This is a genomic window from Frigoribacterium sp. CFBP 8751 (assembly GCF_014841545.1).
Lineage (GTDB): Bacteria > Actinomycetota > Actinomycetes > Actinomycetales > Microbacteriaceae > Frigoribacterium.
On the sequence record NZ_JACYUB010000001.1, the window covers coordinates 393143 to 418739 of the forward strand.

General features: G+C 72.9%; 25 protein-coding genes. 15 read left to right on the forward strand and 10 right to left on the reverse strand.

Annotated elements, in window-relative coordinates:
- The first annotated feature begins 40 nt into the window (after nucleotides 1-40).
- The 3 genes from IFT88_RS01960 to IFT88_RS01970 are packed head-to-tail and all read left to right on the forward strand — an operon-like array spanning nucleotide 41 to nucleotide 3383.
- Nucleotides 41-1243: a pyridoxal-phosphate-dependent aminotransferase family protein gene (locus tag IFT88_RS01960; protein WP_043596259.1), complete on the forward strand. Its 1203-nt coding sequence runs from the start codon at nucleotides 41-43 to the stop codon at nucleotides 1241-1243.
- Nucleotides 1240-2538 carry an allantoate amidohydrolase gene (locus tag IFT88_RS01965; protein ID WP_192118627.1) on the forward strand — a complete coding sequence of 433 codons (1299 nt, stop codon included), beginning with the start codon at nucleotides 1240-1242 and terminating at the stop codon, nucleotides 2536-2538. Before IFT88_RS01960 ends, IFT88_RS01965 begins: the two co-directional genes overlap by 4 nt.
- Nucleotides 2535-3383, forward strand: coding sequence for a MurR/RpiR family transcriptional regulator (locus tag IFT88_RS01970; RefSeq protein WP_199858999.1), 849 nt, complete (start codon nucleotides 2535-2537; stop codon nucleotides 3381-3383). The genes IFT88_RS01965 and IFT88_RS01970 overlap by 4 nt, the downstream gene beginning before the upstream one ends.
- Before the next feature lie 139 nt (nucleotides 3384-3522).
- Here the strand turns inward: IFT88_RS01970 and IFT88_RS01975 are convergent, their stop codons facing one another.
- The 4 genes from IFT88_RS01975 to IFT88_RS01990 form a co-directional block, all read right to left on the reverse strand.
- On the reverse strand, nucleotides 3523-4254 hold the full coding sequence (locus tag IFT88_RS01975; protein WP_192118629.1) for an MBL fold metallo-hydrolase: 732 nt from the start codon (nucleotides 4252-4254) through the stop codon (nucleotides 3523-3525).
- A gap of 34 nt (nucleotides 4255-4288) precedes the next feature.
- Nucleotides 4289-5695 carry an allantoinase AllB gene (allB, locus tag IFT88_RS01980; RefSeq protein WP_342212047.1) on the reverse strand — a complete coding sequence of 469 codons (1407 nt, stop codon included), beginning with the start codon at nucleotides 5693-5695 and terminating at the stop codon, nucleotides 4289-4291.
- Nucleotides 5688-6503, reverse strand: coding sequence for a YoaK family protein (locus IFT88_RS01985; protein WP_342212048.1), 816 nt, complete (start codon nucleotides 6501-6503; stop codon nucleotides 5688-5690). Before IFT88_RS01985 ends, allB begins: the two co-directional genes overlap by 8 nt.
- 447 nt (nucleotides 6504-6950) lie before the next feature.
- The gene (locus IFT88_RS01990; protein ID WP_192118631.1) at nucleotides 6951-8357 is read right to left on the reverse strand and encodes a carboxylesterase family protein; all 1407 of its coding nucleotides are present in this window, start codon (nucleotides 8355-8357) and stop codon (nucleotides 6951-6953) included.
- A gap of 40 nt (nucleotides 8358-8397) precedes the next feature.
- Here IFT88_RS01990 and IFT88_RS01995 point away from each other — a divergent pair, with 40 nt between their 5' ends.
- The 3 genes from IFT88_RS01995 (at nucleotide 8398) to IFT88_RS02005 (ending at nucleotide 11325) form a co-directional block, all read left to right on the forward strand.
- A complete protein-coding gene (locus IFT88_RS01995) occupies nucleotides 8398-8619 on the forward strand; it encodes a DUF1653 domain-containing protein (protein WP_192118634.1) in 222 nt (73 codons plus the stop codon).
- Between the two features lie 118 nt (nucleotides 8620-8737).
- Nucleotides 8738-10036, forward strand: coding sequence for an AI-2E family transporter (locus IFT88_RS02000; protein ID WP_249408733.1), 1299 nt, complete (start codon nucleotides 8738-8740; stop codon nucleotides 10034-10036).
- A 377-nt stretch (nucleotides 10037-10413) separates the two neighbouring features.
- Nucleotides 10414-11325 (forward strand): aggregation-promoting factor C-terminal-like domain-containing protein, encoded by a 912-nt coding sequence (locus IFT88_RS02005; protein WP_199858858.1) that lies wholly within the window; start codon nucleotides 10414-10416, stop codon nucleotides 11323-11325.
- Between the two features lie 109 nt (nucleotides 11326-11434).
- Here the strand turns inward: IFT88_RS02005 and IFT88_RS02010 are convergent, their stop codons facing one another.
- Together IFT88_RS02010 and IFT88_RS02015 are read right to left on the reverse strand one after the other, a co-directional pair.
- Nucleotides 11435-11728, reverse strand: a complete 294-nt coding sequence (locus tag IFT88_RS02010; protein ID WP_192118636.1) for a hypothetical protein — start codon at nucleotides 11726-11728, stop codon at nucleotides 11435-11437.
- Between the two features lie 62 nt (nucleotides 11729-11790).
- A complete protein-coding gene (locus IFT88_RS02015; RefSeq protein WP_043596776.1) occupies nucleotides 11791-12087 on the reverse strand; it encodes a hypothetical protein in 297 nt (98 codons plus the stop codon).
- A 113-nt stretch (nucleotides 12088-12200) separates the two neighbouring features.
- Here IFT88_RS02015 and IFT88_RS02020 point away from each other — a divergent pair, with 113 nt between their 5' ends.
- A complete protein-coding gene (locus tag IFT88_RS02020; protein WP_192118638.1) occupies nucleotides 12201-13031 on the forward strand; it encodes a transglutaminase-like domain-containing protein in 831 nt (276 codons plus the stop codon).
- A 159-nt stretch (nucleotides 13032-13190) separates the two neighbouring features.
- Here IFT88_RS02020 and IFT88_RS02025 read toward each other — a convergent pair whose 3' ends face one another.
- Nucleotides 13191-14639 carry a glucose-6-phosphate dehydrogenase gene (locus IFT88_RS02025; protein WP_137848162.1) on the reverse strand — a complete coding sequence of 483 codons (1449 nt, stop codon included), beginning with the start codon at nucleotides 14637-14639 and terminating at the stop codon, nucleotides 13191-13193.
- A gap of 98 nt (nucleotides 14640-14737) precedes the next feature.
- On the opposite strand from IFT88_RS02025, the gene IFT88_RS02030 reads away from it, so the two are divergent.
- Both IFT88_RS02030 and IFT88_RS02035 read left to right on the forward strand, forming a co-directional pair.
- A complete protein-coding gene (locus IFT88_RS02030) occupies nucleotides 14738-14950 on the forward strand; it encodes a hypothetical protein (RefSeq protein ID WP_043596779.1) in 213 nt (70 codons plus the stop codon).
- A gap of 249 nt (nucleotides 14951-15199) precedes the next feature.
- Entirely contained in the window at nucleotides 15200-15544 is a 345-nt protein-coding gene (locus IFT88_RS02035) for a hypothetical protein (protein WP_192118639.1), read from the forward strand.
- Nucleotides 15545-15757: 213 nt separating this feature from the next.
- Here the strand turns inward: IFT88_RS02035 and IFT88_RS02040 are convergent, their stop codons facing one another.
- Nucleotides 15758-16432 carry an SDR family oxidoreductase gene (locus IFT88_RS02040; protein ID WP_192118641.1) on the reverse strand — a complete coding sequence of 225 codons (675 nt, stop codon included), beginning with the start codon at nucleotides 16430-16432 and terminating at the stop codon, nucleotides 15758-15760.
- A gap of 16 nt (nucleotides 16433-16448) precedes the next feature.
- Nucleotides 16449-16778 carry a DUF3140 domain-containing protein gene (locus tag IFT88_RS02045; protein WP_043596783.1) on the reverse strand — a complete coding sequence of 110 codons (330 nt, stop codon included), beginning with the start codon at nucleotides 16776-16778 and terminating at the stop codon, nucleotides 16449-16451.
- Nucleotides 16779-16842: 64 nt separating this feature from the next.
- Between IFT88_RS02045 and IFT88_RS02050 the strand changes: the two genes are divergently transcribed.
- Complete coding sequence (locus tag IFT88_RS02050) at nucleotides 16843-17883, forward strand: glycosyl hydrolase family 18 protein (protein WP_192118643.1); 1041 nt, start codon at nucleotides 16843-16845, stop codon at nucleotides 17881-17883.
- 28 nt (nucleotides 17884-17911) lie between these two features.
- On the opposite strand, the gene IFT88_RS02055 is transcribed toward IFT88_RS02050, so the two are convergent.
- Nucleotides 17912-18355: a hypothetical protein gene (locus IFT88_RS02055; RefSeq protein WP_043596785.1), complete on the reverse strand. Its 444-nt coding sequence runs from the start codon at nucleotides 18353-18355 to the stop codon at nucleotides 17912-17914.
- Nucleotides 18356-18533: 178 nt separating this feature from the next.
- Between IFT88_RS02055 and IFT88_RS02060 the strand changes: the two genes are divergently transcribed.
- From IFT88_RS02060 to IFT88_RS17545, 5 genes are all read left to right on the forward strand, one after another.
- Nucleotides 18534-19166, forward strand: coding sequence for a hypothetical protein (locus tag IFT88_RS02060; RefSeq protein ID WP_192118645.1), 633 nt, complete (start codon nucleotides 18534-18536; stop codon nucleotides 19164-19166).
- 25 nt (nucleotides 19167-19191) lie between these two features.
- Nucleotides 19192-20082: a hypothetical protein gene (locus tag IFT88_RS02065; protein WP_043596787.1), complete on the forward strand. Its 891-nt coding sequence runs from the start codon at nucleotides 19192-19194 to the stop codon at nucleotides 20080-20082.
- 492 nt (nucleotides 20083-20574) lie between these two features.
- A complete protein-coding gene (locus IFT88_RS02070; RefSeq protein ID WP_052505412.1) occupies nucleotides 20575-22650 on the forward strand; it encodes a glycosyltransferase family 2 protein in 2076 nt (691 codons plus the stop codon).
- Nucleotides 22647-23378 (forward strand): efflux RND transporter periplasmic adaptor subunit, encoded by a 732-nt coding sequence (locus IFT88_RS02075; protein WP_043596761.1) that lies wholly within the window; start codon nucleotides 22647-22649, stop codon nucleotides 23376-23378. Before IFT88_RS02070 ends, IFT88_RS02075 begins: the two co-directional genes overlap by 4 nt.
- 146 nt (nucleotides 23379-23524) lie before the next feature.
- Nucleotides 23525-25579: a glycosyl hydrolase gene (locus tag IFT88_RS17545; protein WP_192118647.1), complete on the forward strand. Its 2055-nt coding sequence runs from the start codon at nucleotides 23525-23527 to the stop codon at nucleotides 25577-25579.
- The last annotated feature ends 18 nt before the right edge of the window (nucleotides 25580-25597 follow it).

The following is a 25597-nucleotide window of genomic DNA, read 5'->3' on the forward strand; positions in this document are numbered from 1 at the left end:
ACGCGTCTTCCAGCCGATCGACCCGCCCGCCCGCCTCTTGATGGGCCCCGGCCCGATCAACGCCGATCCCCGGGTGCTCCGCGCGATGTCGGCGCAGCTCGTGGGGCAGTACGACCCGGCCATGACCGCCTACATGGACGAGACCCAGGCGCTCTACCGCGAGGTGTTCCAGACCTCGAACGAGCAGACCCTGCTCGTCGACGGCACCTCGCGCGCCGGCATCGAGGCCTCGCTCGTCTCGCTGATCGAGCCGGGTGACAAGGTGCTCGTGCCCGTCTTCGGCCGCTTCGGGCACCTGCTGCGCGAGATCGCCGAGCGCTGCGGGGCCGAGGTCCACGTCATCGAGGTGCCCTGGGGGCAGGTGTTCGCCCTCGAGACCGTCGTCGAGGCCATCGAGCGCGTCCAGCCGAAACTGCTCGCGGTCGTGCACGGCGACACCTCGACGACCGTCGCCCAGCCGCTCGAGGGGCTCGGCGAGGTCTGCGCCCGCCACGGCGTGCTGTTCTACACCGACGTCACGGCGTCCATCGCCGGCAACGCCTTCCGCACCGACGAGCTCGGCCTCGACGCCGTCAGCGCCGGCCTGCAGAAGTGCCTCGGGGGCCCCTCGGGGTCGTCCCCCGTCACCTACAGCGAGCGGGCCGTCGAGGTGATCCGGGCCCGCACGTCGATCGAGGCCGGCATCCGCACCGAAGGCGACACGACGAGCACCCACCGGATCGCCTCGAACTACTTCGACCTCGCGATGATCTTCGACTACTGGGGCCCTCAGCGCCTCAACCACCACACCGAGGCGACCACGATGCTCTGGGGTGCCCGCGAGTGCGCCCGCCTCGTGGTCGACGAGGGAGTGGACGCCATGGTGGCGAGACACGAGCTGCACGGCCGCGCCATGCTCGCCGGGGTGCAGGGGCTCGGCCTCGAGACCTTCGGTGACCTCGCGCACAAGATGAACAACGTGGTCGCCGTGGTGATCCCCGACGGGGTCGACGGCGATCGGGTGCGGGGCGCCCTGCTCGCCGACTTCGGCATCGAGATCGGCACCTCGTTCGGCCCGTTGCACGGCAAGGTCTGGCGCATCGGCACGATGGGCTACAACGCGCGTCGCGACACCGTGCTCACGACCCTCGCGGCGCTCGAGGCCGTGCTGCGCCGCGAGGGCGCGCCGATCACGAGCGGCGGCGGCGTCGGTGCCGCCTACGACGTCTACCTCGACGCCGACCGAGCAGGAGGCGCGGCGTGAGTCCCGAGGCCACCACCGCCCGGGAAGACGGTCCCTTCGACGAGGCCCGTCTCGTCCTCGAACGCTGCGATGCCCTGGCCGCGGTCTCGAGCAGCCCGACCGGCATCGAGCGTGTGTACCTCTCGCCCGAGCACGCCCGGGTCAACGCCATGGCCGCCGGATGGATGCGACAGGCCGGCATGACGACGTGGCAGGACGCGGCAGGCAACCAGCGCGGCCGCTACGAGGGCACCGAGCCCGGCCTGCCCGCCTTGTTGCTCGGCTCGCACCTCGACACGGTGCCCGATGCCGGGCGTTACGACGGCATCCTCGGCGTGCTGCTCGGCATCGCCCTGGTCGAACGCCTGTCGGCCCGGGGCACCCGCCTGCCGTTCGCGATCGAGGTGCTCGCCTTCGGAGACGAAGAGGGCACCCGCTTCGGCACCGCCCTGCTCGGTTCCCGTGCGGTCGCCGGCACCTGGCTGCCCGAGTGGTGGTCCCTGGCCGACGCCGCCGGAACGACGCTGCGCGAGGCGTTCCTGGCCTTCGGGCTCGACCCCGACCGGGTCGCCGACGCCGCCTACGAACCGGCCGACGTGATCGGCTACCTCGAGACCCACATCGAGCAGGGCCCCTACCTCGAGGAAGCCGATCGGCCACTCGCCGTCGTCTCGTCGATCGCCGGCGCGCGACGTTTCGAGCTGACCCTGATCGGCGTCGCCGGGCATGCGGGTGGCGTGCCGTTCCACCGTCGGCACGACGCGCTCGCCGGGGCCAGCGAGATCGTCCTGGCGGTCGAGCGACTGGCCCGAGAGGCCGACTGCATCGCCACGGTCGGCCGGCTGCAGGCCTTCCCCGGCGGCGTGAACGTCATCCCGGGCCTCGTCGAGTTCAGCCTCGACCTCCGCGGCGAGCACGACGACCGACGCGACCAGGTGTGGGCCGACATCCAGGCCGTCGCGACCGAGGTCGGCGAGCGTCGCGGCCTGACCTTCTCGGTGGACGAGACCCACCGTGCGCCGGCCGTCGTGGCCTCGCCGCGCCTCCGGGGGTTCGTCCGCGAGGGCATCGCCGCCACCGGCGACGCCGACCCGATGGTCCTGTTCTCGAAGGCCGGGCACGACGCCATGGCCGTCGCCGAGCTGACCGAGTGGGCCATGCTGTTCGTCCGCTGCGGCAACGGCGGCATCAGCCACCACCCCGACGAGATCGTCACGATCGACGACGTGGCCGTCGCTCTCGACGCCTTCGAGGCCGCCGTGCACGCGGTCGCGGCGGCACATCCGGCCCAGGCCCAGGCTCAGGCACGCGCGTGAGCGACCAGGTCGAAGGGGCGGGCATCCGCGACCGCATCGACTCGGGCTACGGCCGTCTCTCGCCGCGCGAACAGCGAGCCGCCGACTTCATCCTCGACCACCTGGACGACCTCGCCGTCTACACCGCGACCGAGATCGCCGAGCAGAGCGGCGTCTCGAAGGCGACCGTGTCGCGGTTGTTCCGGCGGCTCGGCTTCACCGACGCACAAGAGGTGCGCGACCAGGCGCGGGCGTCGCGCAGCCGTGGCGTCCCGGTCGGGCCGACCCGCGCCTCCGGAGGGCTCGCCGAGCACGCCGAGGCCGAACGTCGCAACCTCGACGTGATGCTCTCGGGGCTCGCCGACGGCCGACTCGAGCGTGCCGCGGCGTTGGTCGCCGGGGCCGAGCGGGTCGTCGTGGCCGGGTTCCGCAACAGCTACCCGGTGGCGCTCCATCTGCGGCAGCAGTTGGTCCAGGCGCGGGACGACGTGCGCGTCGCGCCGCAGCCGGGCCAGTCCATCGGCGAAGAGCTGGTCGGGCTCGGGGCGCGGGACGTCGTCGTGCTCGTCGGCTTCCGTCGTCGGCCGGCTGGGTTCGCCGGAGTCCTGTCGTCCCTGGCCGCGCGCGGCGTGCCCGTGGTGCTCGTGGCCGATCCGTCGTTGCGCGGCCTCGACGTGACCGTGAGGCTCGACTGCCCGGTCGAGACCCCGGCCCCGTTCGACAGCTACGCGAGCGCGATGAGCCTGGCCGCCCTGCTGGCCGGGGCCGTTCTGACCGAGACGGTGCGGGCCGGACGCCCCGAGGGTGGTCGCAGCCGCGTCGCCGAGATCACCGAGCTGTACGCCGAGCTCTCCGAGCTCGAGTAGGGCTGCGGCCGGTTCGCGAGATGCAGGACTTCCTGCGGATGTCGGACCCCTGGCGTGGCTGGGGTCAGACGTCCGCAGGAAGTCCTGCGTCTGGGCGGAGCTGACCGGGGCGTGGCGAGGGCGGAGGGGCTGGCGGTGCTCAGCGGATCAGGGCCGGCCCGTGCCCCGGCAGCACGACCCGGGCCCCGCGGTCGACCAGGCGTCCGTAGGTGCGGCCCGCCTCGGCGAGGTCGGAGTGGAAGATCGGGTGCAGCATCTGCACGCCGTCGAGCCGTGAGGTCGGGTGGCCGGTCACGAGGGCGTCGCCCGTGATCAGGACGTCGTCGTCGGGGAGCGCGAAGACGGTGTGCCCGGGGGTGTGACCGACCGCGGCCGTCGGCACGACGCGGTGACCGCTGAACGTGCGTGACGTTCCGAGGTCGAGCGGCACGACGTCGGTCACGGCCACGTCGCCCAGGCCACCCGCGCGCACCGCGTGCAGCACCCACCGGGCGAACCGGGGCTTGTAGAGGTGCGGCAGCACGTCGCGGACGGTGACCTGGTGCAGCTGCTCGCGGGTCACGTTCGGCACCTCGGCGGGTGCCGCGGAGACCTCGAACTCGTGTCGCCGGCGCAGGGCGGTGATCGTGCCGATGTGGTCGCTGTGCCCGTGTGTCACGAGCACCGACGTGAGTCGGGCGTAGCCGTCGCCCGTCGCCGAGGCCACGGCTCGCAACGACGACTCCACCAGCTCGAGGTCGGCCGGGTAGCCGGCGTCGACCAACGTCAGGGTGTCGTCGCCCGCGAGGATCGTCCAGTTCGACGCAGGACCTTCGACGAAGTACACGCCCGGTGCGACCTCGACGGGAGTCGCCGCCCCTGTCGGGCTCACGCCGCGACCTCGGGGGAGGTGACGGGGCCGCCCCTCACGAGGCGACCCCGGTGTCGGGACGGACGAGCAACCGTGCAGGAGGCGCGCTCGGCCCCGCCAGCCGGCCGCCCACCCACGTCGCCGCGACCTCGCCGAACAGGCGTGCGTCGTCGTACGCGGTCACGGGGTTGCGGTGCGAGAGGTCGTCGACGTCGATCGTCACGGGCGTCTCGGGGGCGAAGGCGACGAGGTCGGCGTCGGCGCCGACGGAGATCCGCCCCTTCGCGGGCAGGCCGACGAGGGCCGCCGTGCCCCGGGACATCCAGCCGACGACGGTTTCGAGCGGGATGCCGCGCTGCCGTGCCCCGGTCCACACGGCGCGGAAGCTCAGCTCGAGACCCGAGATGCCGCCCCACGCCACGTCGAAGTCGCCGTGCGCGGCGTCGGGGCCGCCGGCGAACTTGAGCTCGCGGGTGGAGGGGGAGTGGTCGCTCGCGACGACGTCGATCGTGCCGTCGACCAGCGCCTGCCAGAGCAGCTCCCGGTTGGCCTCGCCGCGGATCGGCGGGCAGCACTTGAACTGCGTCGCGCCGTCACCGATGTGCTCGGCATCGAAGGTGAGGTAGTGCGGGCAGGTCTCGACCGTGAGTCGCAGCCCCTCGGCCTTGGCCGCCCGGATGGTGTCGAGCGCCGTCGCCGACGAAAGGTGCAGCACGTGGGCACGGCCACCCGTGGCGCGCAGGGCGTCGACCACGTGCTCGATCGCCGTGCGCTCGACCACGTCGGGACGGGAGCGGACGAACGCGTCGTAGGCCGCGCCACCTGCGGGCAGCTCGGGCGCCTCGGTCGGCGAGGCCGCGGCGGCGTCGAGGCCCTCGGGGTCTTCGGCGTGCACGATCAGCAGGCCGTCGAAGACCGCCAGTTCGGCCATCGCCTGGTGCAGCTGCTCGGTCGACAGGTGTGGGAACTCGTCGGCCCCCGACGGCGAGAGGAAGGCCTTGAACCCGAAGACGCCGGCCTCGTGCAGCGCCCGCAGGTCGCCCGTGCCGAGGTTCGCCGGGATCGCCCCGCCCCAGAACCCGACGTCGACGACCGACTGGGGGCCCGCGGCGGCGCGCTTCTGCTCGAGGGCGTCGACGGTCGTCGTCGGCGGGATGCTGTTGAGGGGCATGTCGACGATCGTCGTGACGCCCCCGGCGGCGGCGGCACGGGTCGCCGTCGCGAAGCCCTCCCACTCGGTGCGGCCGGGCTCGTTGACGTGCACGTGGCTGTCGACGACACCGGGCAGCAGCACCTGGTCGTCGGGGAGGGTCACGTCGACGGTGGCGTCGACCTGGTCGGTGAGGCCGCCGACGGCGACCACGCGGCCGTCACGGACGGCGACGCTCGCCTCGCGCCAGGCGCCGTCGACCAACGCACGACGGGCCCGGACGACGAGGTCGTGGTGCACGGCGTCAGCCACGAGCGTCACCGTTCGCTCCGTCGGCCGCCGAGCGCGCCTCCTGGACTGCTGACTCCGCGGAGGCAGTCGGGGTCGCCGACACCGTCGCTGCCGACGCCGCGGCCGCCTGGGCCTCGCGCGCTTCGACCTCTTTCCGCCGCTCGCGCAGCAGGTGCCCGGTCAGGGCGACGAGCAGCGTCAGCCCGCCCGCGACGCCCATGCCCACACCGATGTGCACCTGCAGCAGCAGGGCCCCGACGCCTGCCCCGGCGAGGATGAGCGCGACGGCGAGCACCCGCCGTGGGAAGTTCTTGCCCGTCCCGCCGGCGAGCTTCGACTCGGACGCGAGCCCGACGATCGTCGACGTGACCACCACGGTCGTGACGTCGGCCACGGCGATCTTGCGCGCGGCGGCGGCCTGCAGACCCATGGCGGCGCCGAGCAGGCCGGTGATCGTGAAGGCCCACGGCGTGTTCTCTTCGGGCACGACGAAGAAGGTCGAGATGCCGAGCCCGAGCAGCACGCCGCCGGTCACCCCGAACGAGATCGTGCTGCGGCCCGACCAGCCGAGACGACCGCCGCGCAACACACGGCCGCCGATCGCGGCCCCGAGCAGGAACGCGGCGAGGGCCACGATCGGACCGACGATCGGCAGACCGTCGGCCTGCGCGATGGCCATGCCGAGGATGACCACGTTGCCGGTCATGTTCGCGGTGAACACCCGGTCGAGGCCGAGGTAGCCGACGGCGTCGATGATGCCGGTGGTGAACGTCAACGTCAGCATCATGACGAGGTGCATGCGCGCCTGGTTGCGGCGGAACTTCTTCACGGGGGTCCTCAGGTGCTCGGCGCCGCGGGGCACGGCGGGGCGGGCGACTACGGCGGCGTCGGCGCATCGGTTCTGCCGTCGATCGTATTGTCGCCGCGCCGTCGTGTGCGAACCCCGGGCCATACCTGTGGACGGACGGCGGCGCGGTGCGGTTGGGGAGGAGCCGTCCGACCCGCTCGTGACCGGGAGAGCCTGCCGAACCCGAGCCCGAACCCGAGCCCGAACCCGAACCCGAGCCCGAACCCGAACCCGGCTTCGCGTCGCGGCGGGCCGAACCCGACCTCTTCCAGGCGTTGCGGCGGGCCGAACCCGACAATGCCGCGAGGACACGCCGTCGACGGGCGGATGTGAGCGGCGTGTCGCCGGCCCGGTGTCGCGATTTGCACAGAGGGCGGGGCGGGGCAGGGCAGGGCAGGGCGGGGCAGGGCGGAGCGGAGCGGGGCCGGGTCAGGGGCGGCGGACGACCAGGGTGTCGGCGAGGCCGGCCGTGGCGTCGGCGGCGACCGTGCCGGTGCGGGCGAAGTCGGCCCAGACCTGACGCACCTTGCGGCCACGGCGGTCGACGTCGTCCCAGTCGGTGGTGCCGATCAGGCGGGTGTGCGCCCAGGCCTCGCGTCCGCCGAGCAGCAGCGGCAGCTCGGTGATGTGGGCGGCGCCGAACGCCGTGCCCTCGGGCTCCCAGGTGAACTCGAACGTCGAGACGCGCCCGCCCGCGGCGCGGTGCCGCTCGGCGAAGGCCCGACCGGCCCGGTGGTACACGGCCTTCGTCGTGGCGTCGATCATCAGGCGTCGGATCGCCCGGCCGACCACGGGCAGCCCGAACAACCGCTGCAGCAGGGGGGAGAACTCGGCGAACACCGCGGTCTCGTCGGCCGTGGCGCCGATCAGCAGGTCGATCTCGGGTGCGACCTCGCGCCACGCGTCGGCGGCGGCGGACTCGGCCGGCAGCGGTGCCCGCCCGTACTGGAGCCCGAAGGCCATGCCGCCGCGCAGGCCGAAGCGCTTCGCCGCCCGCTCGGCCACGGACTGCCCGGCGAGCAGCTCGTCGAGCGGGGCGTCCTTCCGTGGCGTGCCCACCGCCTCCGTCATCGCCTTCACCATGCGGCTGCGTCCGCGCACGATGCCGAGCGGTGCACTCTGCACGATGGCCCGGGCGAACAGGCCCCGGGCGCCCTCGCTGATCATCAGGTGCGCGATCGCGTCGCCGCCGGCCGACTGGCCGAACAGGGTGATGCGAGACGAGTCGCCGCCGAACGCCTCGATCGTGTCGTGCACCCAGCGGACCGCCGCGAGCTGGTCGAGCAGCCCCAGGTTGGCGGGCACCTCGTCGCCGACGCCGAAGAAGCCGAGCATTCCCAGCCGGTAGGTCACGGTGACGACGATGACGCGCTGCTCCGCGACGAGGGCGCGCGGGTCGTAGACGCGCAGGTCGCCCGCCCCCGACACGTACGAGCCGCCGTGGATCCACACCATGACCGGCACGCGCTCATCGGCGAGCAGGTCGGCGGGCAGGGTGATCGAGAGGCGTTGGCAGTGCTCATCGTCGACCATGCCGGCGGCGGCGCCCTCGATCAGGGCGTCGAGCCCGGGAGACGCGACCTGCGGCGAGGCAGGGGCGCGGTCGAAGGCGAGCAGCGGGGACGACCAGGGCGCGACCGGGCGCGGCGGCTCGAAGCGCTCGGCCTCGGCGTAGGGCACCCCGAGCACCCGGACGACCGCACCGTCGACGCGGCCCACGACGCGGCCGGACGGGGTGTCGAACTCGCGGCGGGCAGCCCGGTCGTCGGTGTCGACGACGGGTTCGCCCGGGGAGGTCGGCGTGCTGGCGGTCGAGCGGGGAGCGTCCTGGGTCACCCGACCATCGTGCCCCTCACCGCCCGTCTAGGCTCGCGGCATGACCGCCGACACCGCTCCCGTCCCGGGCTTCTACCGTCACTTCAAGGGCGGCCGCTACGAGGTGCTCGGCACCGCCCGTCACAGCGAGACGGACGAACCGCTCGTCGTCTACCGTGCGCTCTACGGCGAGGAGGGGCTCTGGGTGCGGCCGCTCGCCGCCTGGTCCGAACACGTGCGACGCGACGGGTACGACGGCCCGAGGTTCACACCCGAGGGCTGATCGGCGCGGTCGCGGCCCGTGCGCCCGCCACGCGGCGGTCGAGGACGAGCCGAGGAGGCGCGGGCCGGGTCAGCGAAGTCACAGCCGCTTGATAGCCGCGCGGCCGGACACTCGGCTCATGAAGTTCTCACGTCGCTCCCAGCGCTCCCAGGGTGCAGCCACAGACGGGAGCGCCACGGACGACGCGGCCCGCACCGCCGACCCGGCCGCGGCCGCCACCGTCCCCGGCGACCCGGCCCGCGCCTCCTCGTCCGGAGCCGCCCTCCCCGCGGCCGCCCTCCCCGGCGGCGCCCCGCCCGCAGCAACACCGCCCGCAGCAACACCGCCCGCAGCTGCACTGCCCCCGGGCATGCTCGTCGCGGGCGCCTGGGCCTGGCGGCTGCTCGCGGTCGCCGCCGTGCTGGCCGTGCTCTTCTGGCTGATCGCGACGCTCGAGGAGATCGTCGTGCCGCTGTTCATCGCGATCCTCGTGTCGGCGTTCCTCGTGCCGGTCGCGGGGTTCCTGCGTCGGCACCGGTGGCCGCGTTGGCTCGCCATCGTGGCGGCGCTGCTGGCCGGGGTGGTCGTCGTCGGCGGGCTCGTGCTGCTCGCCGTGACGCAGATCCGGGCGGGACTGCCGCAGATCGAGAAGCAGTCCGTGGCGCAGTGCGACCAGCTGACGACCCTGCTGCAGGGGCCGCCGTTCCAGCTGACGAACGCCGACGTCGACGGCTACCTGACGGACGCCCAGAACGCGCTGCAGACCGAGAGCAAGGCGATCCTCAGCGGCGTGCTGTCGATCGGCACCGCTGCCGGCCACCTGCTGGCCGGAGGCCTGCTGACCCTCTTCGCGACGATCTTCCTGATGATCGACGGTCGCGGGGTCTGGGCCTGGACCGTCCGCCTCTTCCCGAAGTCGGCCCGGCCGGCCGTCGACGGGGCCGGCCAGGCGGGCTGGCACACGCTCACCTCGTTCGTCCGCGTGCAGATCGTCGTCGCCGCGGTCAACGCCGTCGGCATCGGCCTGATCGCGTTCGTCCTCGGGCTGCCGCTCGCCGTGCCGATCGCCATCCTGGTCTTCCTGGCGTCGTTCATCCCGGTCGTCGGGGCCATCGTGACGGGCGCGCTCGCCGTGATCGTCGCCCTGGTCTTCGCGGGGCCGGTGCAGGCCGTGGTCATGTTGGCCGGAGTGCTCGTCGTGCACCTGCTCGAGGCCCACGTGCTGCAGCCGCTGGTCATGGGATCGGCCGTCCGGGTGCACCCGCTCGCGGTCGTCTTCGCCGTGGCGGGCGGGTCGTACGTGGCCGGCATCCCGGGTGCGCTCTTCGCCGTGCCGACGGTGGCCGTGCTCAACGTGATGGTCAAGTACGTGGCGACGGGGGCCTGGCGTCGGTCCCGCGTCGCGGACGACGTCGTGACGCCACCCGAGGCGTCGTGATCGCGCGTCGCTGACCTGCCCGACCCGCGCCTCCTTCGCTCGGATGAGGGAGGCGCGGGTCGAAGTCATCCGCTGGGCTGATGCGCCGGACTGCACGGTTCGACAGTGGATTGTGTGGTTCTACTCAGGAAGTGTCTGCATACTCGTCACTTCGCCCGGGCGCGTGCGCCCCTCCCGATCGAGTCCCGACTCGGCCGAGCAGCTGCGGCGGACGAGTCGAGGCCCCACGGCCTCGCGAGACCGACACCGACCTGTCACGGCCCCTCGCCCCGTCGCGTGGACACCGGCCACCCGTGAGCGCTCCGAGCGCCCGGCGTGGCTCCGCCGTGTGCGCCCCGCCCGACCGGAGGCGCGGGTCGGCCGAGCACGAGGACCACATGACCACCGAGAACACCCCTGCCTCCGGCCAGGACTCCGTCACCGCCGAGTCGACCCCGATTGCCGAGGCCCCCGCCACGCGCCGCTCGCTCTCCGCGGTCCGCCGTCGCAGCTCCCGTCGCCGCCTCTCTCTGATCGGAGGCGTCGCCGCGATCGCCCTCGTGGCCGGGACCGGCTTCGCGGTCACCTCGATGTCGGCCGCCGGTGCGGACACCATCTCGGCCGAGCAGCACGCCGCCGACGTCAAGCAGCAGAAGGCCGACATCGCCACCTCGCTGGCGCAGGCCAAGGCGCGCTCGACCATCCAGATCGCGAACCAGGTCGTCGCCTCGACCTCGGGCCGGACCGACGCCAGCGAGCTGCAGACCCAGGTCGCCTCGCTCGCCGACTACGAGAAGCTGGACGCCTCGACGCTGAACGACCGTGTCGAGAAGACGGCGCTCTCGGCGCAGACCGTGCAGTCCGCCGCCGCCGAGGCCGACCGGCAGGCCGCTGCCGCCGCGGCTGCCGCGCAAGCCGCCGCCGAGGCCCAGGCCGCCGCCGAGGCGAAGGCCGCCGCCGACGCCGCGGCCGCCGCCGAGGCCGCCCGCGCCGCCGCCGACAACTCGGTCGCCGGGGCCAAGGCCACGGCGCAGTCCCTCGCGTCGTCGCAGTACGGCTGGGGCAGCGACCAGTTCTCGTGCCTCGTCTCGCTCTGGACGAAGGAGTCGGGCTGGAACTACAAGGCCTACAACGCCAGCGGCGCGACCGGCATCCCGCAGGCGTTGCCCGGCAGCAAGATGGCCTCGGCCGGCAGCGACTGGGCGACGAGCGCCAAGACGCAGATCACCTGGGGTCTCGGCTACATCAAGTCGGTCTACGGCACTCCCTGCGGCGCCTGGTCGCACTCGCAGTCCGTCAACTGGTACTGAGCGGGCCCTCCCGGGCTCGGGTCGCACCGCCCTCTGAACGTCGCACCGCGCACCCGCGCGGTGCGACGTTCAGTTCGTGGTGCGATGCCGGATCGACGGGGGCCGGCCGCTAGTTCTGCGGCGGGATCGTCTGCCGGTCGGTCGGTTTGTCGGTGGTGACCGGGGTGGGGCGCGGGCTGGGGCTGGTCGGGCTCGGCGTCGGGGTGCCGCCGGTGGGAGGCGCGGGTGCCGGCGTCGGGCTCTCGGGCGTCGACGACGGGCTCACGCTCGGGCTGACCGTCACCACGGGGTCGTCGTCACCCCCGCAGGCCGTCAGCACCCCGAGGGCGAGCACCGCCGTCGTCACGGAGGCCCCCACGCGAGCGGTCGTCGTCAGCAGCGTTCGCGTCGGTGTCGTCCCCATGTCGGGAGCCTACGCGCGGCGGCTTCCGTGCAGCGCGGACCGGGAGCCCGACATCACCCGGCTCAGACCGCGCCCACCAGCGTCCAGGCCCCACCGTCGCGACGCGTCACCCGGCCCTGCACGACGTCGGCCAATTCGCCCACGGTGGCCTCGACGACGGCCCCGATGCGGTGCGCGGGCTCGTCGGCGGCGCACTCGTAGCGAACCACCAGGCGGGGCTCGCCTCGCACCAGCGTGACGTCGCTCGCCTCGACCGTGGTCAACCCCGCGGCGCTCGCGGCGGCCGCGGGCAGCACGGAGTCGGGCCGCACCCCGGGTCTCAGGGTGCCGACGGTGAGCGTGACGCGGTACGAGGGCATGGGCTCATCCAACCCGGCACCACCGACATCGAGCGACGGTCCCAGCAGGGTTGCAGCGCCTTCACGGCACACCCCGAAACACGCCCGACTCACGACCGTGCCACCCTCTCGTCATGAAGCGCACCGCGTCCGCCCGGCTCGAGTTCGACGTCGACGGCCCCGCCGAGTTCGTCCTGTCGATCGCCGCCTCCCGCGCCTACGCCGCGACCGGCACAGGAGCGGCGGCCGACACCGCCCGCATCACCGAGGAGGCGCTGGCCGTCACCCAGTACGGCGCGCCCGTCGAGGTCCGCGAGCTGCACGACCACCACGGCACCCTCCTCCACCTGTGCGACGTCGGTGCCGGCCGGGTCACCGTGGACTACCGGGTGGTCGTCGACGGACGCCTCGACGAACCCGCCGTCGACGAGCTGGACCTCGTGCGATACCGCCGCCCGAGCCGCTACTGCGAGTCCGACACGCTCGGCCCCACCGCCCGCGCCGAGTTCGGCGGGCTCGAGGGGCGCGAGCTGCTGGCCGCGGTCGCGACGTGGGTCGGCTCGCACCTCGCCTACGTGCCCGGGGCCAGCGCCCCCACCGACGGTGCCGTGCAGACCCTGCTCGACCGGCAGGGCGTCTGCCGTGACTACGCCCACCTCGTGATCGCCCTGTTGCGCGGGCTCGACGTGCCCGCGCGGCTGGTCAGCGTCTACGCCCCGGGCCTGTCGCCGATGGACTTCCACGCCGTGGCCGAGGCCTTCGTCGACGGTGCCTGGCACGTGGTCGACGCCACCGGGCTGGCCCCTCGGCAGACGTTGCTGCGCATCGCGACCGGTCGGGACGCCTCCGACACGGCGTTCCTCTCGAGCCACGGGGGCCGCGTCACGGTCGCGGGGATGCAGGTCGGGGCCGTCGCCGACGTCCTGCCGCGCGACGACGTGAGCACCTTCGTCAGCCTCGGCTGACCGCCCGCCGGCACCGCGCCTCCTGCGCTCGCGCCGGCCCTGCCGGCCCTGGGTCAGCCCCACCCCGCCACGAAGTGAACGATCCGCCACACGATTGCGTGGCGGATTGTTCATTTCGTGGCGGGGCAGCGGGGCGGCGGGGCAGCGGGGCGGCCCGGCTCAGTCCTCGCGGTGCGCCAGCTTCGCGCCCTCGCGCGCGCGCACGGCGGGCTCGTTCTGATGGACGCCCGCGGGCCAGGACTCCGGCCCGGCCGACCCCGCCGGGTACTCGTCGATGGCGACCTCGCCGGTCGTCCAGGCCTTCACGACGGGGGCGACGATGCGCCACCCCTCTTCCGCCGAGTCGCCGCGCACCGACAGCGTCGGGTCGTCGTCGAGGATTCCCTCGAGCACCTCGCCGTAGGCCGTCAGGTCGGCGGCACCGAAGTCGGCGTGCAAGGAGGCGCGGGACAGGTCGTACGAGTCACCCGGCCCGTTGACGTTCAGTTCGAGCGACATCTCGTCGGGCGAGATCGCGATGCGCAGGCGGTCGGGGGTGCCGCCGCCGACGAACTCCTTGGGCACGTGGGTCGGCGGGCGGAACGTGATGACGATCTCGCGGCGACGCGAGGCCAGGGCCTTGCCCGACCGCAGCAGGATCGGCACGCCGGCCCAGCGCCAGTTCGCCACCTCGACGACGACCTCGGCCAGCGTCTCGGTCTCGAGCGACGGGTCGACGCCGTCCTCGTCGACGTAGGCGGGCAGGGTGCGGCCGTCGACCTCGCCCTTGCCGTAGCGGGCGCGGCGGGTGTTGGCGACGGCGTCGTCGTCCCAGACATGGGTGGCGCGCAGCACCAACTCCTTCTCGTCGCGCAGGTCGGCCGGGCCGAGCGTCGCGGGAGCGTTCATCGTCAGCACGGCCATGACCTGCAGCAGGTGGCTCTGGATCATGTCGACCATGGCGCCGGCGTGGTCGTAGTAGCGGGCGCGGTTCTCGAGGCCGAGCTCTTCGTCGTAGACGATCTCGATGCTCTCGACGTGCTGGTTGTTGAGCATGGGCTCGATCAGGCGGTTCGCGAAGCGCAGGCCGAGCAGGTTGAGCACGGTCGAGCGGCCCAGGAAGTGGTCGACGCGGTGCACCTGGTCCTCGTGCACGAGTCGCAGGACCTGCTGGTTCAGCTTCTTCGCGCTGGCGAGGTCGGTGCCGAACGGCTTCTCGAGGGCGAGCGAGGTGCCCTCGGGCAGGTCGACCTTCCGCAGGGCGGCACAGGCCTTCTCGGTGATGGCGGGCGGCAGGGCGAAGTAGATCGACGGAGGGGCGTCACAGGCCTCGACGAGGCTGCGGAGGCCGTCGACCCCGGTCACGTCGGCCGTGACGTACGTGGTCGACTCGAGCAGAGCGTCGACCGCGGGGCCGCTCGCGTGGACGCTGTCGAACGACGTCTTCACGCGCGTCTTCCACTCGGCGTCGGTGTACTCCTCGACGCCGGCGCCGATCAGCTGCACGCGGCGCGTCGGCTCCAGCGCCAGCAGCCCGCCGAGGCCGGGCATCAGGAGGCGCGCGGCGAGATCCCCGCTCGCCCCCAGGATCAACAGGGTGGCCGGTTCGGGGGCCTTCTTCGCGCTCATGTCGTGCACGGTAGTGGGCCGCGCCCGGCCGCGCCCGGGTGCGCCCGGGACGGGGGTGCCACGGACCACCTCGGAGCACCCGGCGTAGCGTCCACGCCATGAGCGACCAGACCTACACCGCCCGCTTCGTCGGCCACGACGAGACCACCACCGAAGAACTCACCCTCATCGACGGCCTGCCGCAGAAGAGCGTCACCCGCCCCGGAGCCTCCGACGGCGAGGACCTCATGTGGGAGCTCGACGACGACGCCAGCGAGGGTGGCGAGTACGTCTACCGCTCCCTCGGCGTCTCGGGCCACGACTACAGCTGACCCGCCCGCCCGGTGGGTCGCACCGCCGACCCTCCGCACCACGGGATGGACGTCGCACCGCCTAGTGGGCATCGCACCGCCGAAATGGGTGGTGCGATGCCCGATCGGCGGTGCGACATCCGTCCGGCGGTGCGATGCCCGTCCGGCGGTGCGATGCCCGCCCGGCGGGGCGGCATGGGTCCGGGGAGGCGGGCTGCATCACCTTCGCGGGGGAGGGGCGGGAGGACACCCTGCCCTGGCCTCGTCAGCATGTGGTTGCTGCTGTGGCTCGTGGTGCTCGTCTTCGGGGCCGCCCTCACGACGAACGCGACGGCGCGAGAGCTCGCCACCGTCGGCGACCACCGCTTCCCGTGGTGGCGACAGTCCCCGCACACCCCTCCGGGCATCCGGTGGGCGCGGGGGTTCGGCACGGGGGTGACGCTGCTCGGAGTCTTCGGCATCCGCGAGACCACCGACCTCGGCTTCTCCACCGTCGTCGTGTTCCTGGCCGTGGCCGCCGCCCAGTGCGGACAGATCGCATGGCACAACCGCCGGGTCGCACGGCTCGCCCCCGCCGAGCCGGGCGCGGCCGAGGTCCCGAGCCGCGCCTCCTGACCCGACCCGCGCCTCCACCGGCGTGCAATTCGCGACCACGACGCGACGACACGCCGACATCTCGTGGCGGGGTGGCTCGTCAGGCCACTCGAGGTCGGGTTCGGCACGCAGATCGGGCTCGACAGCGGCTGCCGAGGTCGGGTTCGGCACGGCGGCACGGCGGCACGGCGGCGCGACGGCTGAGGAGATCCCTCGTAGGTCGCGCCCGGCAGGTCAGGCCCGGCGGGTGGGGCGCACCGAGACGACCTCGGCGGTGGCTCCGTGCGGCAGGTCGACGACGAGGCGTACGGCGTCGGCGACGGACTGCGGCTCGAGGTAGAGCGACGGGTCGTACGTGCCGCCCTCGGCCGTGACCAGCTCGTGCTGCATGTCGGTGTCGACGCGGCCCGGGTGCACCGAGCTGACCCGGACGCCGTGCGGACGTTCCTCCTCGCGGAGGGAGTCGGTGAGCGCCCGCAGCGCGAACTTGCTCGCCGCGTAGGTGCTGCCGTTCGACCCGGCCGTGAAGCCCGAGCCGCTGTTGATCGAGACGACCGTCCCCTGAGCGGCCCGCAGGGCCGGCAGCAGCTGACGCGTCACCTCGGCCACGGCGAACACGTTGACCTCGAACACGCGCCGCCAGTCGTCGCGCTCGGTGTCGGCGACGGCCCGGCCGCCGATCACGCCGGCCGCGTGGACCAACACGTCGAGCTCGTCGAGCGGCGGCACCGTGACGACCGGGCCCGAGAGGTCGGCGGCCCACGCCGTCGCGGACGGGAGGTCGGCGGTGATCGCCCGCAGCGCCTCCTCGTCGCGGCCGTGGACGATCACGTGGTGGGTGCGGGCGAGGTCGCGGACGACGGCGAGGCCGATGCCCCGCGAGCCCCCGGTGACGAGTGCGGTCTTCATCGCCCCAGTCTGCCGGTCAGGCCAGCGGGTCGTGCCCCCAGTTCATCAGGGACCAGCGCCACTTCGTGTCGGTGACGTCGCCCGAGGGGCGCTGCTTCGAGTGGCGCGCGACGTAGCCGTGGACCTTCTCCATGTGCTTCCAGTCGGCGTCGGTCAGGTCGGCCTTCTTCTTCTCGAGGATGCGCACGATGTGCCGGCCGCTCTCGTGCCCGACGGACTCGCCGCCGTCCTTCTGCCCCACCTCGCGCGACTCGTCGGTGTCGAGCCACTCGCGCAGCGTCGAGGCCGTCATGTTCACGTCGTCGTGGAACTCGTCCCAGGTCTGCCGTCGATCGTCGTCTGCCATGCGACGAGCCAAGCACGCCCTGCACCGCCCTGCACCGCACCGCCGGATCGGCGATGATGGCACGGTGCGCACCCTGACCACCGGCACCGCCGCCCTGCTGCTCGCCGCCTCGCTCGCGGTGACGCTGACCTCGTGCTCGGCAGACGGGAACAACCCGACGGTCGCACCGCAGGCGAAGATCCCCGCCGGGCTCGCCGTCGAGGGGTACGCCATCGCCTCACCGGACGCCGCGACGGCAGCCGCCGAGGCGTTCGACCGCAGCGAGGCGGCGATCGACACGGTCGGCGTCTCGGGCGTCGCGATCACGGCCGGCGGGGCCGGTGTCGCCCCGAGCGACGAGTCCGCCAACTCCCTGCGCGAGGCCGCCCAGTCGGCGGGCAAGGAAGCCGAGCTGCTGGTCGTCAACGCCGGCCAGGACGGGTTCAGCGGCGAGCTCGCGACACAGCTGTTGTCGAGCCGGGCCAACCGCGAGTTCGTCGTGTCGGGCCTCACCGGAGAGGTCGTCAACGGCGGCTGGGACGGCGTCCAGATCGACTTCGAGTCGCTCTCGGCCGCGGACGCCCCGGGGCTGGTCGACTTCGCCGCCGAGCTGCGCGACGCCCTGCCCGACGACGCCACGATCTCGATGGCCGTGCAGCCCGACACCGACGAAGCGGGGTACGCGGACCTCGGTTACGACCTCGCCGCCCTGTCCGACTCCGTCGACCGGTTCGTGCTCATGGCCTACGACCAGCACGGCACCGGCTTCAGCGAGCCCGGGCCCGTCGGCGGCCTGCCCTGGGTCGGCCAGGTGCTCGACGCCGCTCTCGAGCTCGTCCCGGCCGACCGCCTCGACCTCGGCGTGGCGGGGTACGGCTACCGCTGGACCGGCGAGGGCACCGCAGGAGGCGCGGTGTCGGTCGCCGAGGCCCGTACTGGTGCGCAGTCCACCGGTTCGTGGGACGCCGAGCAGGCCGAATACACGGCGTCGCCCGGCGACGGCTCGACCCTCTGGTGGTCCGACGGCCGCTCGATCACGGCGCGCGCCGACCTGGCCGAGTCGAAGGGGCTGCACGGCGTCGCGATCTGGCAGCTGACGACGGGCGATCCGATCCGCCGCGGCTGACGCCGATCAGCCCGAGAGAGGGCTGCCCCTACGGCGTGACGACGCCGATCGGGCCGGTCAGCTGGGGGATGTCCCGGTCGCTCAGCAGCCAGTGTTCTCCGCGACCGGTGATCAGCAGCGCGAGCGGACCCGGACGGCAGACGACGAGCGCGCCGCCTTCTTGGTGCAGCACGCCGTCGAGCGCGCCACCGAGGTCGCGGTCGTCCTCGGAGCCCGAGGCTGACAGGACGGCGCAGCGACCCTCGGCGCCCATCGCCTGCAGCAGTCGGCGCATGCCCTCGGGGTCGCTGCGGTCGGGACCGAGCGGGTGGGCGACGGCCATGTCGACCCACTCGACCGAGCCGGTCAGGTCGGCGAGGGCCTGCTCTTCAGGGCCGGCCGGGTCGACGGCGAGGTCGTGCACGGACTGCTTGCGATCGGGCGCGGCGAAGGCCTCGAGCGCGGTGATGACGGAAAGGGGGAGCGACGCCACGGGTGTTCTCCTGTCGAGGGGTTCCCACCATCCTCCCACCCGAGCTGCCCTCACAGGTCCGTCCCCAGGCGGAAACCGACGCGGGCTCCGAGTCGAGCCGTCGCACTACGCTGCCGGAGAGCGACCCGACGCGCGACGACGACCCGAACTGCCCACCCACGACGACGACGGAGACACCGTGAGCGACGCCCCCGGCCAGCAGCCCTGGCAGAACCCCCAGCAGCCCCAGATCCCGCAGCACTCGGCGCCGTACCAGGGCCAGCACCCGCAGCAGCCCCAGCAGCCCCAGCAGCCCGGCCAGCAGCCCTACCCCGGACCCGGCGGGTACACCGACCCGCTCAAGGGCATCAACCCCGGTGTCGGCACCTCGACCCCGTTCATCTGGGTGCTCGTCCTGCTGCCGCTGGTGCAACTGATCGGGCTCGCCTTCTGGGACGTCGGCGACTACCTGGAGCGCACCGCCACGATCACCCCGGGCGTCTACCAGTCGCCCTTCACGCCGGGCTACCTCGCCTACATGGGCATCGGCCTGCTCGTCTACGCCCTCACGGTCGTCCTCGCCTGGCTCGACCACCGGGCGTTGGCGAGCCGGGGCATCGTGAAGCCGTTCCCGTGGCCGTGGGCGTTCCTCACGGTCGTCTACATCATCGGTCGCTCGGTCGTCGTGAAGCGCCGCACCGGTGGCGGGCTCGCGCCGCTGTGGCTCTACATCGCCGTGTACCTGGTCACGATCGTGGTCGCGTTCTCGGTGTTCATCGTGGCCTTCGCCGAATTCGTGCAGACGATGCCGTCCCTGCCGACCGCCCCGTAGCGGGCCCTGCTGCGAGGATGGTCGCGTGACCTCCTCCACCGCACCCCGCCTCGGCCTGCTCCTCGACGTCGACGGCCCGATCGCCAGCCCCGTGACCCGCAGCATCGCGCTGCCCGAGATCACCCGCGACCTCGTGGCGCTCGCCGCCCTCGGCGTGCCGATCGTCTTCAACACCGGGCGTTCGGACGCGTTCATCCGCGACGAGGTCGTCCGCCCGTTGCTCGCGGCCGGCCTGCCCGAGGGGTCGCGCGTGCACGGTGTCTGCGAGAAGGGCGCCGTGTGGTTCACGATCGGGCCCGAGCACGGTGCCGACGGCATCGGCCCGATCGAGGTCGACTCGTCGCTCGCCATGCCCGCCGACTTCGGTGCCGAGATGCAGGCGCTGGTGGCGGACGAGTTCGCCGACCTGGTCTTCTACGACACGACCAAGCATGCGATGGTCTCGATCGAGCAGCTCACGAGCGTCGAGTCGTCGACCTACCTGGGCCGGCAACGCGACCTCGACGAGAAGGCGATGCAGGCGCTGGTCCGCCGCGGGTTCGGCGTGCGCCGACTCGACGACGTGCGGCCCGACGCGTCCGGCGCCGTGCAGTGGCGCGTCGACCCGACGATCATCTCGACCGACATCGAGTCGGTGCGGCTCGGCAAGGACCTGGGGGCCGAGCGCGCGCTCGAGCTGCTGGCCGCCGACGGCGAGCCCCCGCTCGCCTGGCGCACGGTCGGCGACTCGCGCAGCGACTACGCCATGGCCGACTGGCTGCACGCGCAGGGCCACGCGGTCGCCCACGTCGACGTCCGCCCGGCCGACGGCGTGCCGACGACGCCGTACCCGGTGCTGACGAGCTCGACGGGCGCCATCCACGACGAGGCCGGGGCCGAGTTCCTGGCCGGCTGGCTGGCCGACCTCACCGTCTGATGCGTCCGGGCCGGCGACACGCCCGGCCGAGACCGTCCTCGAGGACGCCACCCGCGCCTCCTCGGCCCGCTCGCCGTGGTCGGCCCCACCCGCCCGTCGGCGTGCCCCCCGGACGGGTGAGACGGGTGACCCTCGGGCCGCGACGGGTGTCACCTCCCCGCTGTCCACGCGGGCTGTGACCCGTTCGAGGGGGCGTACCCCCCGAACGGGTGTCGCGGAGCTGCTCGAACGACCCTGTACTGTTTCGACACGTCCCCGGAACGGTCCCCCGAAAGGCCCACACCGGAGACGAGCCCGTCGATCGAACGGCCCGAACCGTTCGCAGTCGACGGACCCGAAACGGGAGCCCCGGCTCCCACCCGACCGCCGCCCACCCCGGCGCGTCACCTCGAGTCGCCGCTGTCGCCGACGCCCCTCCGGACGTCCGACGGCGGTTCCCCACCGCCGTCGGCGTCCGGTCGTCTCTCAGACCCGAACCCGGAGAGAACACGCATGTCCCGAACCATGCGCGTCCGCGACAGCGACGCCGAAAACCGACCCGACACCGCCGCACCCGACACCGGCCCCACCCTCGACCTGGCACCTCGCTCGCGGAGCGAACTGAGGCGCCAGGCACAGACCGACGAGGTGCGGGGGTCGCGTGCACGCCCCTCGACGCGGATCACGAGCGACCACCACGCGTCGGTCGTCTCGCGCACCGAGGGGCGTGCCCACTCGCCCTTCATGGTGCTGCTCGTGCTCGCCTGCACCATGGGCATCCTGCTGTACGGGCAGTTCCTGCTGAACCCCGCGAACCGGGGCGACCTGCTGCCCTACGTCGCCGTCATCATCGCCGAGGCCGTCCTGGTCCTGCAGGCGCTGCTCGCGATGTGGACGATCCTCTCGGGGGGCCAGAACCCCCGCGACTTCGACTTCCACTCGACGCAGGACACGCTCTACGACGAGGACGCCATCGACCGGCTCGGCGTCCGCGACCAGCCGCACCTGTGGCCGATCGTCGTCGACGGGAAGACCGTCGTCGTCGACGTCTTCGTGACGGTCTACGGCGAGGAGCTCTCGAAGATCGCGATGACCGTCCAGGCCGCCGTCGCGATGCAGGGTGCGCACCGCACCTGGGTGCTGGACGACGGTCGAAGCGACGAGGTCAAGGACCTCGCCGCGACGCTCGGCGCCCGCTACATCCGCCGGTTGACCAGCAACGGCGCCAAGGCGGGCAACGTCAACCACGCCTTGTCGGTGGCCAAGGGCGACTACTTCGCCATCTTCGACGCGGACTTCGTGCCCAAGCCGATGTTCCTGCACGAGACCGTGCCGTTCTTCATCGACGAGAAGGTCGCCTTCGTCCAGACTCCGCAGTCGTACGGCAACCTCGTGAGCATCGTCAGCCGCGGCGCCGGCTACATGCAGGCCGTCTTCTACCGGTACATCCAGCCCGGCCGCAACCGGTTCAACGCCGCGTTCTGCGTCGGCACCAACGTCATCTTCCGCCGTGCGGCGATCGACGAGGTCGGCGGCATCGACACCGACTCGAAGTCCGAGGACGTCTGGACGAGCCTGTTCCTGCACGAGGCCGGGTGGCGGTCGATCTACATCCCGATGACGCTGGCGATCGGCGACGCCCCGGAGACCATCGAGGCCTACAGCAAGCAGCAGCTGCGCTGGGCGACCGGCGGCTTCGAGATCCTCTTCCGGCACAACCCGCTGAGCCCTCGCCGCACCCTGACGATGGACCAGCGCTTCCAGTACACGCTGACGGCGACCCACTACCTGACGGGCATCGCCCCGCTGCTGCTCATCATGGTGCCGCCGATGGAGATCTTCTTCGACCTGCGGCCGATGAACCTGCACATCTCGGTGCTGCAGTGGCTGCTCTTCTACTCGGGCTTCTACCTGCTGCAGATCGCGCTGGCGTTCTTCACCCTCGGGTCGTTCCGCTGGGAGGTGCTGATGCTCGCGTCGGTGTCGTTCCCGATCTACGTCAAGGCGTTGTGGAACGTGCTGAGCGGCAAGGACACCGCCTGGCACGTGACCGGCGGAGGCAAGGCGTCGAGTCCGTTCAACGTGCTCGTCCCCCAGGTCCTGTTCTGGCTCTTCCTGTCGCTCACGTCCCTCGTGGCGATCTGGCGCGACTGGGACAACCGGGTGCTCACGCTCGCCACGGTCTGGAACCTGATCAACACCGCCGTGCTCTCGGCGTTCCTGCTGGCGGCCCTGCGTGAGGCCGGGGCGATCAAGCGCGCGGCCCGCTCGGGCTCGAGTGCCCGCACCACCGTCGCCGGTCCCGTCACCACCGGCCCCGTGGCCGTGCAGACCCTCCGCACCCAGGTCGCCCGCCCGCTGCCCCGCAGCCACGACGAGTTCCTCGAGCTGTCGGCCGAGCAGCGACTCGAGCAGCGGCGGCGCGACGACGAGCGCCGTCACCTGCTCGAGGCCCGACTCGCCGTGGCCGACGACCAGCACGCCCACGAGGCGCAGCACGGCGACGAGGCATCGCACACACCGCACGCGGGACCGGTGACCGGACCCGACCGACACGACACGAACGACCGAGAGAAGGTGGTCTCATGACCTGGGGCAACAGGATCAAGATGACCGTCGGCATCCTGGTGGTGCTCGCCCTCGTGGCCGTCTTCACCGTCGTCTTCACGCAGCGGCAGGCCCAGGTCATCAGCACCAGCGCCGCCATCGCGAGCCAGGACTTCTCCGTCGGCACCGACTACAGCGGCACGGTCACCTCGACCGACGCCGAGGTCGGCGACCGGGTGAAGAAGGGTGACGTGCTCTTCTCGCTGCAGAGCCCCTCGCTGCAGAAGGACCTCGCGGACGACGTCGTCGTCCCCGACACGGACGCCTACACGGTGGACGACGACGGCACCATCACCTTCATGGCCACCGTCGACGGCACGCTGTCGCAGCTCGACGTCCGTGAGGGCGGGTTCCTCGGCTCGGGCACGTCCGTCGCGACCATCGAGAAGGCCGGCACGCTCTTCGTGGACGCCGACTTCACGCTCACGCCCCGCGACTACGAGCGCATCCAGGACGGCGCGACCGTCGACGTGATGCTGCCCAACCAGCAGGTCGTCGAGGGCAGCGTCGACCTGGTCAGCGTGCAGACCAAGGACGGCGCGGCCGCGGCCACCGTCCGCGTGGTCAGCGACCAGCTGAGCGAGGGGGCCTACAACGGCCTCGTCGCGAGCGGCACGCCGGTCGAGGCGACCATGCACCTCCGCGACGACGGCATCCTCGCGGGGCCCGTGGACACCATGCAGGACTTCCTGCGCCAGATCGGGGTCTGACGATCCCCGGCGCACGGAGAAAGACGACGGGTCGGTCCGGCCGACGGGATCGTTCGGGATCACCGATCGGCTCCGGGCCGGCCCGTCACCCCCAGGAGGCGCGGGGCGGTACCCGACGCGACCCGCGCCTCCTGACCCTCCGCCGCGTGGTCGCGGGCGTCGCCCTCGGCACGGCCGGCGTGCTCGTGCTGGCCGGGTGCACCGGCGGCTCGGGCACGGACGGCGACACCACGGGACGGCCCGACGCCGGAGGGGACGTGTTCCCCGCCTCGCAGGTCGACCCCCTCGTGGCCGCCCTGCCCCACGAGTCGGTCGGCACCGTGCCGACCATGCGCCTCGCCGACGGGCTCGTCCCGCCGACCAACACCTGGTTCTCGGGGCTCGTGTTCGGCGACGAGCCGACGCCCGTGTTCCCGTTCCCGATCTCGTTCCAGCTGACGGCGGCCGGCTTCGCGACGGGGCTGCCGGTGCCCGTGGCCTCCGAGAAGGCGATCGTGTCGCCCGCCCTGCCCGACGTCACCCTCGACGTCGGGGCCCCGACGACCGAGATCAGCGCCTACGACGACGTGTCGGTGACGATCGCGCACCTCGACGGCGACACGGTGCTCGGTCACACGACCGTCGCCGAGGGCTCGCCGCTCGTCTCGTACACGGCCGCGACCGCGCAGACCGACACCCTCGGCACGGCCGTGACGGCCGTCGGCGAGGGCCGCGGCACGCTCACGGTCGGCAGCACGACGTGGGGTGTGGCCGTCACGGGCGGCAGCCTCGACGGCACGGAGGTCCGGCTCGACGAGGGCGGCTCGGTCGTCCTCGTGCCACTGCCCGACGGGGCCACCGACGCGCAGGTGGGGACGGTGCTCGACGCGGCCGCCTCGCCGCTCGCATCGGTGACCACCGCGCACCGCGCCTCCGGGTCCGGGTCGTCGGCGGTGTCGACCACCGAGCTCGGCTACGAGACGGCGGCCGGGGGTGACACCCTGCTCGTGTCGGCCCCGCACATGGGCGACGCGGCGACGGGTGGCGGCACCGGGCTGGGGTACGACACGATCTACGGCACCGTCCCGTTGTCGATCGGCTCGACGCTGGCGTTCGACGCACCGGTCACCACGGCCTCGACCGAGCTCGACCTCTCGGGGCTGAGCGACGACCAGAGGACGCAGCTCGAGGACCAGGTCGAGGCCGACGTCGCGGCCACGGAGGCCCCCGCGGCGGACACCTACTTCGGCGGCAAGGCGCTCTACCGGTCGGCCATGCTGATGCAGCTCGCCCGGCAGCTGGGCGACGACGCGTCGGCCGAGACCCTCCGCACCTCGATCGTCGACCGACTCGACACGTGGACCGACCCCTCGGGCTGCGAGACGCGCGACCAGGAGTGCTTCGTCTACGACCCCGCGGTGAAGGGCGTCGTCGGCAAGGTGGCCTCGTTCGGCTCGGACGAGTTCAACGACCACTACTTCCACTACGGCTACTTCCTCTACGCCGCCGGCGTCGTCGCGGCCGACGACCCCGAGCTGGCCGAGCGGTGGAGCCCCGTGATGGACCTGCTCGCGGCCGACATCGCCTCGGGGGCCGACAACGGGTCGTTCCCCGACCGGCGTGCCTTCGACCCCTACTGGTCGCACAGCTGGGCCTCGGGCTACTCGCCGTTCGCCGACGGCAACAACCAGGAGTCGTCGTCCGAGGCGGTCACCGCCTACGCCGGCCTGTCGCTCTGGGCCGCGGCCACGGGTGACGACGCGCTGGGCGACGAGGCGTCCTGGATGCTCAGCGCCGAGGCCTCGTCGGCGCTGGCCTACTGGCTGAACCCCGACCTGACCGGCCCGACGTCCGCCGGCTACGACCACGAGATCGTGTCGCTGACCTGGGGAGGCAAGCGCGACTACGGCACCTGGTTCTCGGCCGAACCGTCGGCGATCGCCGGCATCCAGCTGATCCCGCTCAGCCCGTCCTCGGTGTCGTACCTGACGTCGTCGGCCGCGGGCGGGGCCGAGCAGATCGCCGCCGTCGTCGCCGAGGCGAGCCCGTCCGGCTTCGACGCGCCCCTGGGCGACTACGTGCTGATGTACTCGGCGCTGCAGGGACCCGACCAGGCCGCGGCGGCCCTGAGGGCACTCGCCGCCCTGCCCGAGACGGGCATCGACGACGGCAACTCGCGGGCCTACGCGATGGCGTACGTCATGAGCGCCGGGGCGCGGTAGGGCCGAGCACAGGAGGCG

What these genes read in the sequence shown, in the direction of transcription:
- IFT88_RS02000 (WP_249408733.1), top strand. Translation starts at nt 8,738, where the DNA reads ATGAAGTTCTCACGTCGCTCCCAGCGCTCCCAGGGTGCAGCCACAGAC.
- IFT88_RS02045 (WP_043596783.1), bottom strand. Translation starts at nt 16,778, where the DNA reads ATGGCAGACGACGATCGACGGCAGACCTGGGACGAGTTCCACGACGAC.
- IFT88_RS02020 (WP_192118638.1), top strand. Translation starts at nt 12,201, where the DNA reads ATGAAGCGCACCGCGTCCGCCCGGCTCGAGTTCGACGTCGACGGCCCC.
- IFT88_RS01960 (WP_043596259.1), top strand. Translation starts at nt 41, where the DNA reads ATGGGCCCCGGCCCGATCAACGCCGATCCCCGGGTGCTCCGCGCGATG.
- IFT88_RS02035 (WP_192118639.1), top strand. Translation starts at nt 15,200, where the DNA reads ATGTGGTTGCTGCTGTGGCTCGTGGTGCTCGTCTTCGGGGCCGCCCTC.
- IFT88_RS02040 (WP_192118641.1), bottom strand. Translation starts at nt 16,432, where the DNA reads ATGAAGACCGCACTCGTCACCGGGGGCTCGCGGGGCATCGGCCTCGCC.
- IFT88_RS02010 (WP_192118636.1), bottom strand. Translation starts at nt 11,728, where the DNA reads ATGGGGACGACACCGACGCGAACGCTGCTGACGACGACCGCTCGCGTG.
- IFT88_RS02025 (WP_137848162.1), bottom strand. Translation starts at nt 14,639, where the DNA reads ATGAGCGCGAAGAAGGCCCCCGAACCGGCCACCCTGTTGATCCTGGGG.
- IFT88_RS02015 (WP_043596776.1), bottom strand. Translation starts at nt 12,087, where the DNA reads ATGCCCTCGTACCGCGTCACGCTCACCGTCGGCACCCTGAGACCCGGG.
- IFT88_RS02070 (WP_052505412.1), top strand. Translation starts at nt 20,575, where the DNA reads ATGTCCCGAACCATGCGCGTCCGCGACAGCGACGCCGAAAACCGACCC.
- IFT88_RS02030 (WP_043596779.1), top strand. Translation starts at nt 14,738, where the DNA reads ATGAGCGACCAGACCTACACCGCCCGCTTCGTCGGCCACGACGAGACC.
- IFT88_RS02005 (WP_199858858.1), top strand. Translation starts at nt 10,414, where the DNA reads ATGACCACCGAGAACACCCCTGCCTCCGGCCAGGACTCCGTCACCGCC.
- IFT88_RS01995 (WP_192118634.1), top strand. Translation starts at nt 8,398, where the DNA reads ATGACCGCCGACACCGCTCCCGTCCCGGGCTTCTACCGTCACTTCAAG.
- IFT88_RS02075 (WP_043596761.1), top strand. Translation starts at nt 22,647, where the DNA reads ATGACCTGGGGCAACAGGATCAAGATGACCGTCGGCATCCTGGTGGTG.